This window comes from Bacteroides sp. AF39-16AC (assembly GCF_003602735.1).
GTDB lineage: Bacteria > Bacteroidota > Bacteroidia > Bacteroidales > Bacteroidaceae > Bacteroides > Bacteroides uniformis.
In genome coordinates, this window is sequence record NZ_QTLN01000006.1 from 59,015 (window position 1) to 79,069 (window position 20,055).

A 20,055-nucleotide genomic window follows, 5' to 3' on the forward strand; every position below is an offset into this window, starting at 1 on the left:
GTCAAAATTGTAAATATATGAAGCTGTCCGAGTTGAACTGTCCCAGTGTGAAAAGTATTATGGCGAGCAGATAATAGATACTCCATCTTACGGCTGCCGGCTGTCGTCCGAGGGCTTCTAGCAAATCATGCTTGGACATGAAATATTCGTAAACCAATATCAGTACGAGTGCGCTTCCTGCCACAATGCTGTTGTGGTCCGGCATTCCGATGTTCATTTCCTTCCAACTGTAATGTACGCCGAAGGAGAGGTGGCTGATGTAGTGGAACGCTTCGGCCATGGAGCCCGCCCGGAAGAATATCAGAGATACGGCAAAAAGTAGGTAGGTCCTTACGACGGATAATGTGGCATATAAGCGGCTTCCCAATTGGGCTTTCAGTCTGCGGTGAAATGCTGTGGTCTTCATCTCGTAGAAGATGATGACACCTTGAATTAGTCCGTAGACAGCGAAGTTCCATCCGGCACCATGCCAGATACCCAGTCCCGTGAAGGTCAGCGCCAGACTTAGAAATACGCCCCATTGTCCCCATCCACGCAGGTTCGAGGACAACGGGAGGTACAGATAGTCGCGTACCCAGAATGAAAGCGACATGTGCCATCGGCGCCAGAAGTCGGCAGTGGTCTGTGCAATGAACGGCCGGTTGAAGTTTGGGCTGAGCTTGAATCCCAGCATGCGCGCTCCTCCCAATGCGATGTCGGTATATCCGGAGAAGTCGGCATACAGCTCTATCGGATATAGGAGGCATGCCATCAGCAATTGCACGCCCGAGGCTGTGTATACCGACCCGAAGACACCGTCTATGTATGGGGCGATGGAGTCGGCCAGTATCAGTTTCTTTATTAGTCCCACGACAATCAGTCTCATTCCGTAGACCATGGATGTATAGTCCGTAGCTTTGCAGGACTTCAGTTGGGGGAGCATGTCACTTGCTCTTTCTATGGGACCGGAAAGGAACTTCATGAAGAAGAGCATGTATATCATGAAGTCGGGCAGGCTCTTTTCCGGTTCTTCTTCTTGCCAATAGATTTCTGTCAGGTACGAAATGGCCTGGAAAGTATAGAAAGAGATTCCCAGCGGAAAAAGGATGTGGCAGTCTGTAAGCCGGTCGGCATACCGGAATGCCAACCAGCTCACGACCAGAAAACACACACCTGAAAAATAAATTCCCTTCATGCTGCTTTCCCGCTTGGTCTGTCCTATCCATTTGCCAAGGTAGAAGGTGGTAAGCGTGAGGATGAGGGCCGTTATCAGAAAAGTGAGGTGGTAGAAGCCTATGAAGAGGCAGCTGGCTGTCAGTAAGGTCGCTTTTCTGAATCGTGAAGGAAGCGTATGGTATAGAATGAAAGTACACGCAAACAGTACGACGAAGTTCAGGGATATGAATGACATTTCCTAGTTGGTTTTGGTTAAAATGGCATGGCAGATGTCTCCCACGTTTTTGAGTTTTACAATATCTCTGAAGGTGAAGCGTACATTGAATTTCTTCTCTATCTTGTTTATCAGTTGCATGTTGGTCAGTGAATCCCATCCTTCCACATCCTGGGCGGTGGTCTCATTGTCAAGTACAATGTTCTCTCTTTTCAGTACCTCCCGAAAGATGAGGCTCATTTCATTCAAAATAGTCTGTGTATCCATTGTCAAGTTTAAATTAGTTCTTGTATTTTCTTTCTGTCTGTTTTGCTACTGGTGTTCAGCGGAAACTGTTCCAGGCAATGCATATGCTTGGGAATCATGTAGTAGGGAAGCCTGCTATACAGATATTCCTCCATCTGCTGTTTGTCGAGCTGTTTCTTCTCTACGACGAGATGTAGTTCGCACTGATTGCCGTTGTCGTATTTGGGAATGACGACTACACGGCATTCACCGTTGAAAAAGTTTTTTGCCACATGTTCAATCTCGCTCAGCTCGATGCGAAATCCTTGTATCTTTATCTGTGAGTCTTTTCGTCCGCAATAGATGATGTCACCGTCGGCATCCATCCGGCAGAGGTCTCCCGTCTTGTAGTATACTTTTCCATTGGCGGTCTCTACGAGGCATTCCCCGTTTTTTTCGGGAGCATTCCAGTATCCACCCATCACTTGATTGCCGCTAATCCATAGTTCGCCGGTTTCTCCGGTAGGCAGCGGGCGACCGTCGTTATCCATAATTAGGGCATCGATGCCTTCGAAAGGCCTTCCGATAGCGGTCATGCCGTTGTGATGCTTGCAGGAGGTGACGGGTATCCGGTAGGCAGTGCAGTAGATGGTTCCCTCTGTCGGTCCGTATAGGTTTATGAAAGAGGCATTGGGGACACATTTTCTGAAAGCATCCAACAGCTCCGCGTCAGAAGCCTCGGCAGTAACCACTAGATATCTAAGTGCGGGGAGGTGTATCTCCGGAAAATAGGGACGTAGCAGCTGGAGCAGTGAAGGGGCCACGGCAGCGAAGGTCAGGTCGTATTTTTCCAGAGTTTCAATTACGTTGATGTATTTCACGCCTTCCGGAGAAACGGTGTATATGCAAGCACCCAGCGTCAGCGGATATAGAAAGGATACGATGGAAACGTCAAAAGTGAGTTCGAACATCTGCAGCATCCGGTCGTTCTCGTCCAGTTGCCAGCCGAGGCGGTGGTAGGCGGTATAGAAAGCATTCAGGTTACGGCGGGAGATGGGTACTCCTTTGGGTTCGCCCGTGCTTCCGGAGGTAAAGATGATGTAGGCATTTTCCTCTTCTGCCGTATGGAGGATGTCTTCTGCGGCATGGAACGTGGCGGAGTTCTCTGCCTGCTCTATTTCGGAGGTACATATCAGTTCCAGATTCCGGGTGTCGAGGTTCAAGACATGGATATTCTTGGTATGCAGCACGAGGCGAATGCCTGCCGAGTCGGCAATTCTGTCGTTCCTATGTTTGGGGTAGGAAGGATGGAGGATGACGTATGTCTTTCCGCAAATCAGTGCAGATAGTATGGATGCGTATGTTTCCAGTCTGTTTTCTGCGACGATGCCGATAATTTTGTCTTCTCTGTCCTTGAATAGGGAGGATATTTTCTGTACGCAAGTTGCCAGCTCTCCATAAGTGCAGGCCGTGTCTTCGATGACGAATGCCGGTCGGTCGGCATATTTGCCGAAGGCTTTCATGATGTCGCCAATCAAGTCATTTGGATACTTTTTCATTTAGTCCGTTATGTTATAGTTCAGTTTTTGCGGAAGCGATGTTTGTCCGTCGTTCATTAAAGACAGTGGTTTCCCGCAATCTCCCTACCGGGAAATCCTTAAGATTTCTAAAAAAGGAGGGATACTGTTCGGAATAAAAGAAACAGAGGGGGCAAATACATACTCACCACAGGATAACACGGATTAACACTGCTAAAAGCTCTTTATTATCAGAACTCCTAAGGCAATCTGTGTTAATCCGTGTTATTCTGTGGTGAGTATGATATACTCTTCGGGCAAAATGGGTTTGCGAACAAAGTCCTTATTTTGCCCAGAACAGTTTGTGGTAGTAAGTGTCTTCGGCTGACACCTCTTTATAGTAGGGATTGTAGTTGACTTCCGTATTCGGGTATCTCCAGCGGTTCGGCACATTTGTGATGGTACCGGCCACTTCGGGGAAGGCTAGGCCGGACGGATAGCCGGTACGTCGGATATCACTCCATGCCTCACGACTGGCTAGGAAACCGAAATGCAGCCACTTTTGGGTAATGATGGCATCCAGCTTGTCTGTATATTTCGTGCTGTTCCATTTGGCAGCGGCGAAAGAGGCGGTTTCTTCGGCGGTAGGGGCATCATACCGGCGTGCGTTTTCACCCGTACTTACCGAATCGTAATAGTAGTAAAGCGTGATGGACTGGCTGACAGCCTTTTTGAACTCTTCTTCCGCTTTCGCTTCATTCTTTGCCACTCCATACCCCATTTCATAGGCTTCCGCTTTCAGGAAATGGATTTCGGGTGAGGCCATTATCAGCATGTCGAATTTGTCGTTTTCCCAAAAGAAACCTTTCTGCGTGATTTGTGAGAAACCGGTGTTGCTGGTATTGACTTCGTCTTGTGCCTGCGAGTTGTAATATTCCGTCAGCTCATCCGCCACGGTAAGGTCTGTACCCAGATAACGGTGCTCGTCCAATTGACCGGTGTTCTGGTTGGTAATCTTCACGGGATTGAAGTTGAGCAGGATGCGCGGGTCGTCTTCTCCTTTCACATAAACGCCGCTCAGTGGGTCATTGCTGGTCATATCATAGTTGCCATGGCCCAGCATGCGGTCGATGATGGCGCCCGAAGCAAGTCGGTTGGTTACCCAGTCACCCAGTCCGTGGCCTGCGGTGAAGTTCAGTTGCCCAGACTTCTGGTTGACAATGAGAATGTTGTTTTCTTGTTCCTCTATCAACGGATAGGCTGACGGATTTTCCAGGATTTCCTTGATGGCGGTACGGCCTTCCGCCTGCAAGTCTCCTTGCGCGGCTACGCGCATGGCAAGGCGCAGTCGCAAGGAGTTTGCATAGCGTTCCCATTTGTCCATGTCCCCGTTGTTGATAAAGTCTTGTGTATTGAAGTTCCTCGGTGTGGGGATGGAGCGGAACCGCGGAGCAATTTCTTTGAGCTCATCAAGAATGGTTTTATAAATATCCTCGGCCTTGTCATAATGAGCATACGATTTACCTACATCGTTGGTAAGCGGCAGCGTACAAGCTTCCGAGAAAGGCATATCCCCGAAAACGTCCACTGTGGCGGCAAAGAAATCGTACAACTGTACTTTGGCGGCAAGATAGAATGCCTCGTCCTGGGCTTGTTCTGCCGCGCTTTCTTCCTCGTAGAGAGATTCCAGCTTGCGGAACTGGGCCAGTGCCGAATACACATTGTCCCACTGTCCGTCAATAGCGGGTATATAGCCGGGGGTATACATATCCGTAGTGTTGGAGTAGCCGAAGGTTTGTGCATACTTGCCCGTAAACTGTGAATCGAATCCGAAGAACCGGTTGTATTCGTAAACATCATAGTCCTTTACTTTTTGGAAGACTCCTACCATCAGATTACTGATGGTGACTTGGGTTACTTTGGAGGGGTCTTCGTATTTGCTGTCGAAGTCATAATCCGTACAGCCTGATGTTGTCAAGAGGAATGCTCCCAATGAAACAAGAGATAATATCTTTGTCTTTTTCATACTCTTTGTTGTTTTTTGGATGGTTGTTTTGTCAGAAACTTGCACGAAGTGAAACACCGAAACTGCGGGTAGCTGTGGTAGAACTTCCCACGGTAGCCTGGTTGGCCCAGGATGTTCCGACGGACGACTCCGCATCGTAGTTTTTCAGTGCTTTGTAGAAGTAGAAGAGATTACGTCCGAAGACCGACACACTCAGCCGGCCCAGTCCCAGTTTGGAGATCATCTTTTCGGGAAATTGGTAGCCGATGGTCAATTCACGCAGTTTGACATAAGAATTGTCGAATACCGAATGGCGGTATGTCAGCTGTTCGGCCTCCGTTCCCCAATTATAGGTGGTGTTGTAGTAATAGCCTGCCGGAATGATACGTGTGTTTCTTTCGCCAGTGGAGGCCACTACACCCGGAAGAATGATGCCGTCGTGGTAGATTATCTCTCCGTTGGGGCCGGCACCCGTGGAAGGGTCTACTTGTACCGGAATTCCGCTGGAATTGTTGTCGCCCGGATAGTAATAGGATAGTCCGCCGTGTTCCGTATCACGGTACTTCAGGGATTCGGGTGTCAGACCCACTGCGGTGGCATATTGGTTCATTTCGTTGATGACATCTCCTCCGATGCGGAAGTCGATACTGAAATCGAGGAATACATTCTTGTAGGAGAAAGAGTTGAATAGACCTCCTACGCCTGCCGGATTGATGTTGCCGACTTTCTGCAATTCAGTTTGGTTGAGGTAAAGACCTTTATCGGAAACGAGGTACTCACCGTTTTCGTTCACCTGGGGAACCTGTGCATAGATGTCACCCATTGGCTGGCCTTCCACAGCTTGTATTTTTATTCCGCTGCCTCCGGAGTTGAGTATTTCCAGATAGGGCACTCCATCGGCCAGTTTCACCACTTTGTTCTTATATACACCATAGTTGGCTGTCAGGTCCCAGCGGAAATCTCTGGTCAGTATGGGAGTGGCACTGATTGATATATCCCAGCCGCGGTTGGCTACCTCACCCACATTCATCAACACATTCTTTACGCCTGATGTGGAAGGTTGCGGCGTGGAGAGTATCTGGTCCTTTACACGGTTGTTGTAGTAGGATATATCTATACCCAACCGGTTGTTTAAAAACTTGCTTTCCAGACCTATCTCGTATTCGTATTTCTTTTCCGGATGGATATCTGCATTCCCCCATGAAGAGGGAATGGTGTTCCAGGTGAATCCGTTGTCCGAACCTTGCTCGTAGACGATATTGGCGGTATAGGTTTCAGGAGCATTTCCTACGATACCGTATGAGAGGCGCAATTTTCCATAGTTCCACCATGACGGCATGTGGAAGGCTTGGGTGAAGAGGAAACTCAGATTGGCGGAAGGATAGAAAAAACTCTGGTCTTTTAGGGTAGACGAGCGTTCCTGGCGTCCGGTCAGTTCAAGGAATAGATAGTTGTCCCATCCCAGGCTCAGTGTACCCATATAGCCGGTTTTCAGTAGTTCCATACGTTGCAGAGTACTGCTTGGCGTGTAGCGGCTGGCATTGAGGTCGAACCAGTTTTCCGTGACAAGCCCGCCATTGGTGGAGACCCTGATATTGTTCATATTTTCGTAGCGTCCGGTCCAGCCTACGGTGGCGGCAATGTCGAAGCGGTTGATATTATAGTTGAAGTTCAACATAACATCTCCATAAACAATGTCGTAACGGCGGTTGATGGACTGGAAGCTGCCGTTGGGGTCGTATAGGGAATTGGGTTGTTCGCTTTCATATTTCAGTGTTTGCTTCACATCTGTGATATCAGTTGAAACCTGGGCACGCAGACTCAGCCAGTTGGTTATCTGCCAGGTGGGGCGAATCATACCGATGAGCCGGTTCTCTGTCTCGTCGCTATGGTGATGGTACATATTCCACAGCATGTTGTTCACTCCGGTGGCGTAACTGGGGTCGTAGGCCCATGATTCCTCGGGAGTCAGCGTGGCGTTTCCTCCGACAAAGGTATTACGGTATCCCAGACTGGTGACGTAACTTTGTTTCAGATAGGGAATGTCCAGGAAGGTGGAGAACATGTTGCCGAAACCGCTGTATAGGTTGAGCGAGGTTTGCGGGCGGTCTTCTACATTCTGTACGATGTAGTTAAGGGAGTATTCCAGTTTCAGCGGTTTCGCCAGTTGATACGAACCGGTCAGCTTGAAGTTGTGTTTGGTGAAGCTTCCGGTCAGGGCATTGGGAATCTCGTCCATGAATGTGTAGGAGAAGCGGTTGCTGGTGGTTTCCGTCCCTTGTGAGATGGCGAGATTGTAAGTCTGGGTCCAGCCGGTGCGAAACAACTCTTTCCACGGGTTGTCGGTCAGTGCCTGGTAGGGGCGCATCTTCCCGTCCCAGTAAAGTACCTCGCTGCCGTCGTATTTCGGGCCGAAGGACAAGGTGGTGGAACGGAGGCTTTTGTAGCTTTGTCCGTTTAGGGTTCTCTGATAGAAGCCTCCCGTCTGTTTCTCATAATCGCTGTATGCGGTGTTGTAGGTTCCCGGCCCGTATACGGTCTGTACTTTTGGCAGATAAGCCGGTAAGTTTGCCATGACTTGGGCATTGAAGTCCACCGTCAGCTTGCCGCTTTTGGCGCGCTTGCTAGTGATGACTACCGCACCGTTTGCAGCCTCCGAGCCGTAGAGAGCTGTGGCGGAAGCTCCTTTCAGAATACTGAGGCTCTCGATGTCCTCTGGGTTGATGTCTACCAGACCATTGGAACGGATTTGTCCGTCGTTGCCAAATTCGGCGAAGTCCGTGCTTTTACCCGTGCCGCCGTTGCGGATGGGTACACCGTCCAGAATGATGAGTGGCTGGTTATTTCCAGTGATGGAAGTCAGTCCGCGTACGTTGATGGAGACAGCTCCGGCAGAACCGCCTTGTGTCTGTGTGATGCGGACTCCCGGTGCTTTACCGTACATGGCAGAGGCAAAGTTGGGTGCTCCTGCCTTTACCAATTCGTCTGCACTGATGGTACTGATGGCATAGCCGACACGTTTCGTGTCTTTTTTGATACCCATTGCCGTTACTACGACTTCTTTCAGTTGCTGGGTATCTTCGCTGAGTGTAATCTTCAGGTCGCCTTGCTTTTTTCGTTTTGCCAGGTTTATCTCCCGGGTAGCATAGCCCATGTAAGCGATAGAGAGTGTTGCATCTGCAGGAACGGTCAGTGTGAAGTTGCCGTCCACATCGGTAATGACGCCGTTGTTGGTGCCTTTCTGTATGACGCTGGCACCGATAAGCGGTTCTCCCGTTACATCTCTTACAATGCCTGTAATGGTTCGGTACTCTTGTGCAAAGGCTGTTCCGGTGAAAAGAAATGTTAATAACCAACTTGCAATAATCAAACTTTTTTGGAAGTGCGACGCTGAATGTGGAATGTCACACCGTTTTCTCATCCTGATTTTCATACTACTGAAAAATAATTGATTTATCTTATTATAAATGTTACGTCCTTTCGGCAGATATTTTAGCAAGAGGTATGCCAAACGAAAGGCAGACTATCCTTTTAAGAATGAATGATATTGATAATCAATTGCTTATTTTCTATCGGGAAAAAGGAAAGTTCGGGTGTTTGTGGTGTGGAGATGTGGAAAAAATCCACAGTAGGTATTCTACAATTTCCCTCTCTTCCCTTGAAGTCTTGTTGTCGACCCTTATTGGTAGCCTTGTTCATCGGAGGTATGCTCTATCACTACAATAAAATCTGGTGCAGTTGCAGTGGTTGCATTTTCTTTTCAGGGTGGGAGTGTTTTTGACCTTTATCCGGGAAGGATTACTCGAACGAAAGAGCTATCAGCCTGCGGTTTGTGAGATTGATATTAAGCCAGTATAAATCAGAGAATCACTTTCAAAATGTGACTACTATGGTTACTGTGGCAAATATAGTTATTCTTGATGGAAGAACTGCATGTTTGGCGTAATAAGTATCTATGTTTGGGAGAGAAAGGATAGGGAGGTACTCTTACTTTTAGGAAATTAATATCATGTTTGCACCTTATTTGTTTCGTGCAAACATGATATTAATAAATCTTAGTGGTTTATTTTACTTCCCACGTATCATTCGTCATCAATAACTCCTCGAAGTTGTGATACTTCTTTTTGGCAGACACCTCTTCGATTTGTTCATGAACAGCATCGTCGTAAGTAGGAGCTTCCACATCGCGGATAACACCGAGTGCAATCGGGAAGTCGGGACCTTCCATCAGGGCAAGCTTCAGTTGCAGGGTGTTGTCCATGCAGTGGGCATCGTGGATGAGGATATCCTTCTCTGTAATGCCGTTCTCACCGAGTTTCACGACTTTTAGACCAAAGCCTTCCTGCATCAGTCCGTATTCGTTGTTCTCGCCGAAGAGCATCGGTTCGCCGTGTTTCAAGTAGATGGCATTCTTGGCGCGGTCTTCCTTTTTGGCTACGGAGTCATGCGTACCGTTATTGAAGATAACGCAGTTTTGCAGAATCTCGCAAACGGAAGCCCCTTTGTGAGCCATGGCTGCCTTCAATATTTCCACTGTCCCCGGAGCATCGGTAGCTACCGCGCGGGCAAAGAAACGGCCGCGGGCACCGAAGCAAAGCTCTGCCGGGTGGAATGGATCTTCTACCGTACCATAGGGAGACGACTTGCTGACGAAACCACGTGGAGAGGTCGGAGAATATTGACCTTTGGTCAGACCGTAGATGCGGTTGTTCAGCAGAATCATGTTCAGGTCGATGTTACGGCGTACGGCGTGGATGAAGTGATTACCGCCGATGGCCAGACCGTCACCGTCGCCGGAGATTTGCCATACCGTCAGGTTGGGATTGGCAACCTTGGCACCTGTAGAGATGGCAGCAGCACGTCCGTGGATGGTCTGCATCGCATACGTATTCATGTAATAGGGCAGACGGCTGGAGCAGCCGATACCTGAGATGACGGCATTCTCCCAAGGAGCTTTGCCGATTTCTGCCATTGCTTTGTGCAGTGAAGCCAGAAAGAAGTGGTCACCACAACCCGGACACCAACGGGGTTGTCCTTTTTTATAGTCTTTTGCTGTATATTCGCACATAATCTTTTTTAATTGAGTTGATAATTGATAGTTGATAATTGGTGGCTGGTCATTGATAATCCGCATATTACGCATGGTTATTATCAATTGTCAACTGTCAATTATCAATTAATTTATTGAACGCTGCGACCAGCTCGGCAACGACGAACGGTTGTCCTTTGACTTCGTTGAACTGGTACGGGGTGAAGTTGTCTATCTTCATACGTAGATAACCTGCAAATTGTCCGAGATTCTGTTCGGCAACTACCACCTTCTTGTACTTCTTCAGAACGGTTTCCGTGTTCTTAGGGAGCGGATTCAGATAAGTGAAGTGGGCGAGGGCAACCTTCTTGCCTGCCTTGTTCATCTCTTCCATGGCCGAATACAAGTGGCCGTATGTACCGCCGAAACCGACAATCAGCAAATCGGCATCATCTGCACAGCCTTGCACTTCTACATCAGGTACGGGGATTTTGGCAACCTTCTCGGCACGCAGGTGGCACATCAAGTCATGGTTTTCGGGATCGGTGGAGATGGCACCGGTATTGCTGTCTTTCTCCAGACCGCCGAGGATGTGCATATAGCCTTCTTGTCCGGGGATGGCCCAATAGCGGACACCTGTTTCGGGATTGCGTTTGTACGGAGTATAGTTGTCCTTCATTTCGGAAGTCACGTAGGGAGGGGTGATGGCGGGATAGTCTGCCAGTTTGGGCAGCTTCCAGGCGCCGGAGCCATTGGCAACAAAGCCGTCGGTCAGCAATACGACCGGGGTCATGTGCTCCAGTGCAATTTTGCTTGCCATGTAGGCTGCGTCGAAACAGCTTGTGGGTGAAGAGGCGGCGATGACGGGCATTGGGCTTTCACCGTTGCGGCCGAACAATGCCTGCAACAAGTCTGTCTGCTCTGACTTGGTGGGCAGACCGGTAGAAGGACCGCCACGTTGCACGTCGAGCACAACCAGCGGAAGTTCTGTAATGACTGCCAGGTTCATAGCTTCCGATTTCAGGCAGACACCGGGACCGGAAGTGGAGGTCACAGCCAGCGCACCTGCAAAAGCGGCGCCGATAGAAGTGGCGCAACCGGAAATCTCGTCTTCGCATTGCACGGTCATCACGCCCAGAGACTTGTGCTTGGAGAGTTCGTGCAGTACATCGGTTGCCGGAGTAATGGGATAGGAGCCGAGGAACAGCTTCAAGCCAGCCTTTTCAGCTGCGGCGATGAAACCGTAAGCAGTTGCTTTGTTCCCCGTGATATCCATGTATCTGCCGGGAACGGTAGTCTTACTTTCAATCTTATATGTATGGGCTACGGAAGCATGGGTGTTGTGTCCGTAGTCATATCCTGCATGGATGACCTTGATATTTGCCCCGGCAATTTCGGGCTTTTTGGCGAATTTCTCGCGGATGAAATCTTCGGCTATTTTCAGATCGCGGTTGAACAGCCAGCATACCAGGCCTACTGCAAACATATTGCGGCATTTCAGCATGGACTTGTTGTCCATTCCGGTGTCGGCAAGGCAGTCTTTCACCATCTTCGAGATGGGGGCGGCGATGACATCCTGCTTAATACCCATTTCCTCTATCGGATTATCGGTCTTGAAAGCGGCCTTTTCCAAGTCTGACTTCTGGAAAGCATCTGTATCGATGATGATACAAGCAGTGGATTTAGCAAACTTATATTGGGTTTTCAGTGCGGCGGCGTTCATCGCTACCAATACGTCGCATTTGTCACCTGGGGTATAGACTTTCTCTGCACCGATATGTACCTGAAAACCGGAAACACCGGTGAGTGAGCCTTGCGGGGCGCGGATATCTGCCGGATAGTCGGGGAATGTACTGATATCATTGCCCACGGTAGCCGAAACTGTTGAAAAGATGTTGCCGGCGAGCTGCATACCATCGCCGGAATCTCCGGAGAAGCGGACTACCACTTGCTCCAGTTCTTTGACCATCATGTCGTTTGCCATAACTTACGAATTACTATAGATTATTTGAGGATTACTATTCCGTTTACATAGGCAGCAAATTTCGGAAAGTTAATCGGATTAACAAAACTTTTTTCGGAAAATCGGCAGAATACATTATCTTTGCATCCGTAATCAGCTTGCGTCGTGTAAAAATAGTGTAGAAGTTCTATAAATATTCTACATATTCCGCTGATTATCAGTTGAGGCTCTGTAGTTCAACGGATAGAACAAGAATTTCCTAAATTTTAGATAGGGGTTCGATTCCCCTCGGAGCTACTTTTCAAGCCCGTCTCCATTAAGGTGGCGGGCTTTTTGTTGCTTGTTGAATTCGGCTATTATTTCTTCCTTTTTTGTTTTTCTACGAAAAAACAAGAAATCAATCGTTCTGTGTTGAGTTGAAAAATATGGGATTTAAAATTGCGTGATTCTTGTCGTTACTTTTCGGAACTGCTCTTTATAACCGGCTAGGTTATAGCAAACCGGAATGGTACTGTTGCCGACACGGTATATGCCGAATTTGAAGTAATATCCTTCTTCGTCATTGCGGCCAATCAGTATCTCCTCATTGTTTACGATATGTTCTTTCACTTCCTTTTCTGATTGACGGTAGGACATGGTTACGTCAAGAAGTCCGGGTTTAAGAATGGTTTCTTTTTCTTTTCCATATTCGGTCCAGTCTATATTTACCTGAAAAGTTATCCAGCAATCTTTGGGGAAATTCTCGAATGGCATTTTATATGCTATTGTCGAGGTTTTGAAGGTAGAGGTGACTGGATGCATGATTTCTGCCTTGTCAGGATTGGCATTACAGCGGTCGGTCTTGTCCGTCAGCCATTTGCGGTCCGAATTGGCTTTGATGTAGAAATAACCTTGTGAAAAGCCGAAGGCAAGCGGGGGATAACCGCCTTGTTCTATCAGCCAACCGTTCGGTTTCCCTGCTCTGTAGAGGGTATCTCCTTGGGCGTTGATTTTGATAATTTTATCATATGCCGTATTTTTCTTGAAAATCATTCGCCTCTCCAGTTCCAGAAACTCCTTGGTACTGAGTCTCATTACTTTGCCATCAGGATCGGACACAAGTGTACGGCTTGGCATGCCGTGCCATTGGGCAAAGATGGTAGATACGTTTTTGTCAAGGGTATGTGGAATGTAAACAGAGAATGTGTAGCTCATGGATGAACCTTGCGGGCAACTTCCCTTGCCATAATGATAGACGGTCTTCATCTTTTGAGCATTGGGATATTCATCTGCCGGATAGTTTTTGAAATCGTCGGATACGGCATAGCAATAGCATAGTTCGGCGCGACCTTTGGTTTCTCCTTTAGAGTAGCCTTCCAGAGTGTTGTCATCTTGTTTCAGCTCAAAACGGTAAGAAGGCTGTCCTTGAAAGGGACGGGAGTAGTCCAGTTGTATGGCATGGGACTTATTGGTACCTACGGCCACCCAACAGCCGTCGACAATCTGTCGGATACGAGCAGAGTCGGCCTGTACATTCACACGTTCCTTGATGGGAGTTAATTCCGGCCATTCCATTATTTCGGGCAAACCTTTTCTTGATTTCACTCCATAGAAGTTGGATTGGGATTTGTTTTTTGCCCGGATAAGGCGTAGTTTGCATTTTGTTGATTTGTCAGGGGCCAGCGTTACGCTTTCTCCGGTTTTCAGGTCCAGTTCATAGGTCTCATTACCCAGCGGTTTGATGGAGACGGTACGTCCTGCAGATAGCTGATGGACGGCATCCCATCCGGATAACTGTATACGGCAAGGTTGTCCTTTTTCACTGGTCAGGCTGACCCATTCGGTTCTTCCGTCTTGGCGTTGAGCCGAGACGGTAAATCCTCCTTCCGCCCTGAGGGCATGGAAAGCACAATCTTTCCAATGGTCTGGCACAGCCGGGAAGATACGTATAGTCTCATCCCAGCTTTGTATAAGCAGCTCGGTAAGGGAGGCCGCAGCACTTAATGGGGTTTCTATTACCGGATTCTTGCCTTGACTTTCCACATAGAATGTATTGGGTAGCAGAATGCTGATTCCGATTGGTTTGTTGATGAAATGTGCCAAGCGTTCGTAAGCCTTGTTACCGTTACCCAAATAGGCATATAGAGAAGCTGCTCCGGTATAGGAATATCCTGCTAATCCTTTCCCATCTTCTAAAGACAACCAGTGTTCGATGGATTTCTCCAGGAGTTTACGGTTCTCTGGTACATCGGGATGTAAAAGTCGGAAAGGGTAGAAGGCCAATAGGTGCGAATAATGGCGGTGGGACTTCTCCAGCGGTTTGTTGGCGGCAATCATCAGACCGTTTTCATTGGTGGGATATGGAGCCAGTCGTGTCAGGATTTCTTTCCAGCGTGCATAGTCGGGATGAGTGCTTGAAGTTCTGTCATGACATGCTATCAATGTTTGGAGCAACCAGCTCAGTGAAGCTAATCCGTAATTGCTGTCATTGTATTTTTGGAACCCTTCATATTCGGGAGACTCAATATGGGTGAGATGCCATGTGTTTTCTTTATAACACAGTATTTTATCGAATACGGCAAATGCGTCCAGTGCTTTTGGAACTACTTGTTGTTTGATATCTTGCCAGTCAGCACCGGCATATCGCAGGTACATATAATAGTTTTGCAATGCCCAGGTGTAGTCACCTATCTTGCATGGTTCAATAGAACGGACAAGTGAAGGAAACACTTCATCCATCAGTCGCTGGAAGTTTTTGCCTTGTTCCATCCTATTGGCTGGTCCTATGGGCATATAAGTCAGTTGTATATTTAGGTTCCACCAGAAACTGGGCCATGGGCTCAGTTTGAAGAAAGTGCCCATTACGTCCATTGCCGGGCCATCCGGATGAGAACAAGTGGCAAGTTTGTACATCTGTATGAAATAAAAGTTCTCCAGTTTTTTGTCCGGAATGGAAAGGAAAGAACGTTCGTGGTAGGCGTTCCACCATTGGCGTGTCTTTTGTTTCAATAATTTAGTACCTGTAATCTGTGCTGCTTCTACGGTTTTGATGGCTTTGGCAAGAGAAAGGGATGAAGCCGGTACTTCATTGGCTGTAGATATGTACAATACGGAGCGTGATTTTCCGTCCGGCACTTCTTTCCAGTAGGTTGCATAGTCTCCTCCTGCCAACAAGGATTGTACCCAACTACCTTCTTTGTCTTTTTGGTTGACGACAGGTACGGGGTTGTCCTTGTATTTCAATTTTTCCTTCAAATGGGGAAATACTCTTATGCGGGGAGAGCATGGATTCCCGGGAATCCCCTTCCAACGGTAAGGGATTCCGGAGGAAACTTCCACGATATTCACTTCTTCGGGTTGGGGAGTATAGGCGTGGAAAGTCAAGTCACCTTTGTCAGTTTTTAGGTGTCCGGTCAGTTCGGCATTGTAAATGTCGAGATAAAAAGTGCCTGAAAGTATCTTCCCTTCAGGGAATAATAACATTTTACCGATATCAAGCCTGCAAAAATCCACCATTTTATCTGCCTCTTCCGTGCCGATGGAGGTTTTTCGGTAGGGAGCTTTCCTATGATCTGTGACATCGGGACGTCCCAGATGGAAAACTAATGCATTGAGTGTGGAATCGGCATATACCATCATGCCGACCAATCCATTACCTAAAAAAGCACCTTCATTCCATTGCATGGGTAATTGTTCCCATATCAAGGCATGTTGGCGCATATACTTTTCCATGTCCGGAGACGAAGTTCCGGACATGGAAGTACATATGAAAAACAATAAAATTACGATTTTGATTGTAGTACGCATAAATTTCTTCTTTTAGTTGGGTAGGGGTATCATTGCCCTACGGCCGTAGTTAAGTTTCAAACCTTTTTTATAAGCTTCAGGACCATGCAAGTCTTGGATATCCATTTCGCCCAAGTTCACGAGAATCCCCCGTGCCATGAGTCCGGCATCTTCGTTTTCAAGGCGTGGCAGGGTTTCTGCGGCTTCTCTCAGTTCCGGCAGGAAAGGACGGATACAGTCACGCATATCAGGATCTAAAGATAAGCATTCTAGTGAAGAGTACCCTATTTTTCTGTATTTTTCTTCTGTGGGAATAATTAGGCGGGCAACGCTTTCTTGACTTTTACCCAGATAGGCTGCGGCATAGGCGGCTTCGGAAGCGATGTAGGGATTACTGTCTTGGAGGAGTGCCAACAAGGCTTGCGGACAAGAAGATATTTGCTTTTCTCTGGCAAGTTTGGCATATCCTACTACTCCCCAGAATCTCATTTCGGATAGCGGATTGGTAATTGCTTCTTCTAACATGGGCAGAGAGGCGGTGGTTGCTGTTCCAGCTGTTTCAACAAGAGTATAAAGTTCGTTCAGAGGATATTTCTCCTTGCGCACTTTGTCGTAAAGAATATGACCGGTGCGTGAAGTGGGAAGGAAGAACCCCAAATCACCGGTGACACGAATATGGTCAGATAGTGCTTGGCGCATTTTGGACAAGATTTCTGCATATTCGGGAGTACCGGATAAGTCGTGCAGTTCATCCGGATCTTTTTCAAGGTCAAACAGCATTTCTGCCGGATGGGCTTCGAAAGTCAGTTTCCAGTTAGGGTTGGTATTATGCCCTTCCAATACTAGTTTATCCCATGCTTTGTTGGAAGGCATTCCCCATTGATAATAATTGCGCAGGGCAAACTGACGATAGGGGATATAACTACGGATATATTTGAAACGCCCATCGGTAACGGCGCGTACCGGCATGAAATGATGCAATTGATTGGCTGCTAATGCAAATTGCATCTGGCGTTTTTCTTTGTTTGCAAACTTGCCGTAAAGTGCTTTGCCCTGCATCTGTTTGGGTGGTTTTACCCCTGCAAGACTAAGTACGGTAGGCCCTAAATCCGTGAAGTTGACCAGGCTGTACTCTTTGCCTGAAGCCTGCTTGGCCAGGTGTTGCCATTTGGGCGGGAAATAGACAATCAGAGGTACTTTTAGACCGCTTTCGTACAAATATCCTTTACCACGGGGTATACAACCGCCGTGGTCACTGAAGAAAAATATAATTGTATTTTCATCCAAGCCTTTCTCTTTCAGGTCTTTCAGGAAGAATCCCAGCCAGGTATCCACGTCTTGTACTGCTTCTAAATGACCGGCATAGTCGGAACGTACTTCCGGCAAGTCGGGAACATAAGCAGGCAATGAAAGCAGTGCCGGGTATATGCCTTCCCGTGTGTAATCTCTGCGTCCGTCTGTATGGAAAGTTCGGATGCGTCCCATGTGTGAGGTTACCGTGTTGAATACAGCGAAAAAGGGTTGGTTCTTTTTTCGTTTGGGACTATTGTATGAGGCTTTGTTGCTACATTCGTCCCAACATATTTTATTGTCAGTGGTAGAGTTGTAGTGTGTCTTGCTGTTGTTTGTACAGTAATATCCGGCTTCGCGTAATTTCTGTGGAAAGAAGATGTCAGCAGGTGTATCGTAGGGCACAGGATGGATGTCCATGCCGTAAGTGCTTGAATAGCATCCGGTAATCAGTGAAGAACGGGCAGCCGAGCTCTGGGGAGCTACGGACCATGCGTTCATAAACTGTATGCCGCGGGCGGCAAGGTTGTCCGCATTGGGAGTATGTACTCCTCTGTTGCCGTAGCAACCGAATTCGTATGCACTAGTATCTTCAAAGGTGAGCCAAAGAATATTGGGCTTTTCGTTTTTTGTGTCTGCCGCCTTTGTCTGTGTGGAATACAATCCGCAGAAGGCAGTACACATTAATAAAGGTAGGTGTCTCATAAGGCATTAAGAATTAAGAACATTTGTTTCCCGCAGCTAAAGTAGTCCGTTTGTGTTTAACCGAGACTTCCTTATGTTTAAAAGTGTACCAATATTGTTTTGGCAAGTGAGTTTTCAACAATATTAGCATTGATTCAACAATATTACAAGAGGTTTAAACGCCCATTGGCATGATATTGAATAAAAAGAGAGTGAAATACTGATAACAAAGGACTAACTTTGAGCATTAAAATCTAACCATGAAAGAGATATGAAAAACATGTTGTTTATGATGGTGCTGTTTTGTGTATCATCTTTGGCAGGACAAGCACGGAATGTAAATGCGAACTCTTTTGATGATTCATTGCGTAGTGAAGCGGATAAGCTGTTGACGGAATGGATGGATGCTTTTCTGGCTTATCAGTACACTTGTTCCGATTCCGCACTTGATGGAGGAGTCTTGTGCCCTGCATGTGCCCGTATGCATGGACGTATAGGTGATGCCGTACTTCCTTTGATGTATTTGGCAGAAAAGACCGGGAACCAAAAATATTTGCTCGGAGCCAAGCGCTTGATGGCGTGGATGGAGAATGTACACCGTCCGGACGGGTCATGGATGAACGATGTACATGTATCGGATTGGAACGGTACGACGGTATTTGCAGCGATTGCTCTTTATGAAGCTTTGCATTATCACGGACATCTATTGGATGATTCAACCCATCATCATTGGAAACAGCGATTGGTAGAGGCTGGTGAGTTTATGATGAACAATCCTTTCATTTATAGCCGAAGGCGAGAAGGCATGAGAAATATGAATGTAAACTATTCTGCTTCGGCAACCTATGCACTATACGCTATCGGTGAGATGTGCAATCGGCCTGAATTTAAGAAGGAAGCCGGAGAGATAGCTCGCGGATTAAAAGAATATTTTACCGCGAATGACTGTTTCTTGTATGGCGAGGGACCTAATATCGCCTCAGAAACTCCAAACGGTTGCCGTCCGGTAGATTTGCTTTATAATGTAGAAGAATCACTGCCTAATATGGCATATTATGCAGTGATGGCAAACGACATGGAACTATTTTCGCTTGTGGAACGTTCTATGGAAACTCATCTTGAGTTTATGTTACCCGATGGCGCTTGGGACAACAGTTGGGGAACACGAAGCTTTAAATGGACTTATTGGGGCGGGCGTACCAGTGATGGCTTTATGGGAGGTTATTATCTGATGGCTGCTGCCCGTCATCCGGAATGTCTGGAAGCCATTCGCCGCAATATCCGTTTATTGAGTAAGGCTACTCATGGTGGACTTCTTTATGGAGGAATGCATTATTTTGCATCCGGTGTTTCTCCTTGTATTCATCATACATTTGGGCATGCCAAGGCGTTGGCTTCTTTTTTGGAACTGCCTCCTGTGAAAATGACTTCTTTGGAAAAGCTTCCCCGTGACTCCGTTTACGGAGTGAAGCATTTTAAGGATATTCGTACGTGGCTTTTATCCCAAGGAGATTGGCGTGCCACATTTACCGGATATGATGCCGAATATAAAGTGAAAGGGACTCATCCAATGGGAGGTGCCCTTTCGTTGTTGTGGCATGCTCAGGCAGGACCTATATTTGCTGCGACTATGAACCAGTATAAACTGATTGAAGCTCCCAATATGCAGGACAATGTCCGTAAATATCTGATGGGAGGTACCCCCCGGGTTGAATTGACTCAGGATGGAGTTGCATATAGTAATCTGGACGATTTGAATACGGACATTACTTGTTTTATAGAAAACGGGTTCTGCCGATTCAATGTAAATTCTCATTTGGTTGATATCAATCAACAGTCTCCAAAGCAGGGAGAAGTACTGGTAGAGGTGAACTATGCATTTTCAGAACAAGGAGTGAGCATAAGCGTGGAACGTTGCAATGACTCGGCTTACCTTGTGTTGCCAGTTATCGCGTCGCCCAAAGAAGAGGTGAGGATAAGTACGCGAGAAGCTTCCATAAAAAAAAATAAGGGGATATTGTACATCACTTGCGAAGCAGGATATATAGATGTAGCACCGACAGATAGTGATGGACGAATCTTTAATCCGGTTCCAGGATTCTCTTTTGTACCTTTGCGAATAATACCGGAAAGTATTGGCAAGAAAATACAGATTAATATTTACTTTTGCTAATGTATTTTATTTATTTGCCTCATAATAGATTACAA

General features: G+C 47.2%; 10 protein-coding genes, 1 tRNA gene and 1 pseudogene. 2 read left to right on the plus strand and 10 right to left on the minus strand.

The window, feature by feature from the left end:
- Window position 1: 1 nt before the first annotated feature.
- The 7 genes from DW039_RS07500 to DW039_RS07530 form a co-directional block, all read right to left on the minus strand.
- On the minus strand, window positions 2-1,390 hold the full coding sequence (locus DW039_RS07500; RefSeq protein WP_117703816.1) for an MBOAT family protein: 1,389 nt from the start codon (window positions 1,388-1,390) through the stop codon (window positions 2-4).
- A 3-nt stretch (window positions 1,391-1,393) separates the two neighbouring features.
- A complete protein-coding gene (locus DW039_RS07505) occupies window positions 1,394-1,636 on the minus strand; it encodes an acyl carrier protein (RefSeq protein ID WP_005830717.1) in 243 nt (80 codons plus the stop codon).
- A gap of 8 nt (window positions 1,637-1,644) precedes the next feature.
- A complete protein-coding gene (locus tag DW039_RS07510) occupies window positions 1,645-3,153 on the minus strand; it encodes an amino acid adenylation domain-containing protein (protein ID WP_120381837.1) in 1,509 nt (502 codons plus the stop codon).
- Between the two features lie 301 nt (window positions 3,154-3,454).
- Entirely contained in the window at window positions 3,455-5,137 is a 1,683-nt protein-coding gene (locus tag DW039_RS07515) for a SusD/RagB family nutrient-binding outer membrane lipoprotein (protein ID WP_005834395.1), read from the minus strand.
- A gap of 31 nt (window positions 5,138-5,168) precedes the next feature.
- Window positions 5,169-8,549 carry a SusC/RagA family TonB-linked outer membrane protein gene (locus tag DW039_RS07520; RefSeq protein ID WP_371682765.1) on the minus strand — a complete coding sequence of 1,127 codons (3,381 nt, stop codon included), beginning with the start codon at window positions 8,547-8,549 and terminating at the stop codon, window positions 5,169-5,171.
- Between the two features lie 630 nt (window positions 8,550-9,179).
- Window positions 9,180-10,184 (minus strand): 2-oxoacid:ferredoxin oxidoreductase subunit beta, encoded by a 1,005-nt coding sequence (locus DW039_RS07525; RefSeq protein ID WP_005834397.1) that lies wholly within the window; start codon window positions 10,182-10,184, stop codon window positions 9,180-9,182.
- A gap of 97 nt (window positions 10,185-10,281) precedes the next feature.
- Window positions 10,282-12,129 (minus strand): 2-oxoacid:acceptor oxidoreductase subunit alpha, encoded by a 1,848-nt coding sequence (locus DW039_RS07530; RefSeq protein ID WP_005830698.1) that lies wholly within the window; start codon window positions 12,127-12,129, stop codon window positions 10,282-10,284.
- Window positions 12,130-12,333: 204 nt separating this feature from the next.
- On the opposite strand from DW039_RS07530, the gene DW039_RS07535 reads away from it, so the two are divergent.
- Window positions 12,334-12,405: transfer RNA gene (locus DW039_RS07535), tRNA-Arg, on the plus strand.
- A 135-nt stretch (window positions 12,406-12,540) separates the two neighbouring features.
- Here DW039_RS07535 and DW039_RS07540 read toward each other — a convergent pair.
- From DW039_RS07540 to DW039_RS07545, 3 genes and pseudogenes are all read right to left on the minus strand, one after another.
- On the minus strand, window positions 12,541-13,662 hold the full coding sequence (locus DW039_RS07540) for a heparin lyase I family protein (protein ID WP_117589189.1): 1,122 nt from the start codon (window positions 13,660-13,662) through the stop codon (window positions 12,541-12,543).
- 120 nt (window positions 13,663-13,782) lie between these two features.
- A pseudogene (locus DW039_RS21465) lies at window positions 13,783-15,894 on the minus strand (glycoside hydrolase family 95-like protein); the annotation flags it as partial.
- Window positions 15,895-15,906: 12 nt separating this feature from the next.
- Entirely contained in the window at window positions 15,907-17,868 is a 1,962-nt protein-coding gene (locus DW039_RS07545) for a sulfatase (protein ID WP_120381839.1), read from the minus strand.
- A 250-nt stretch (window positions 17,869-18,118) separates the two neighbouring features.
- Between DW039_RS07545 and DW039_RS07550 the strand changes: the two genes are divergently transcribed.
- Entirely contained in the window at window positions 18,119-20,020 is a 1,902-nt protein-coding gene (locus DW039_RS07550; protein ID WP_057088693.1) for a hypothetical protein, read from the plus strand.
- Window positions 20,021-20,055: the final 35 nt, after the last annotated feature.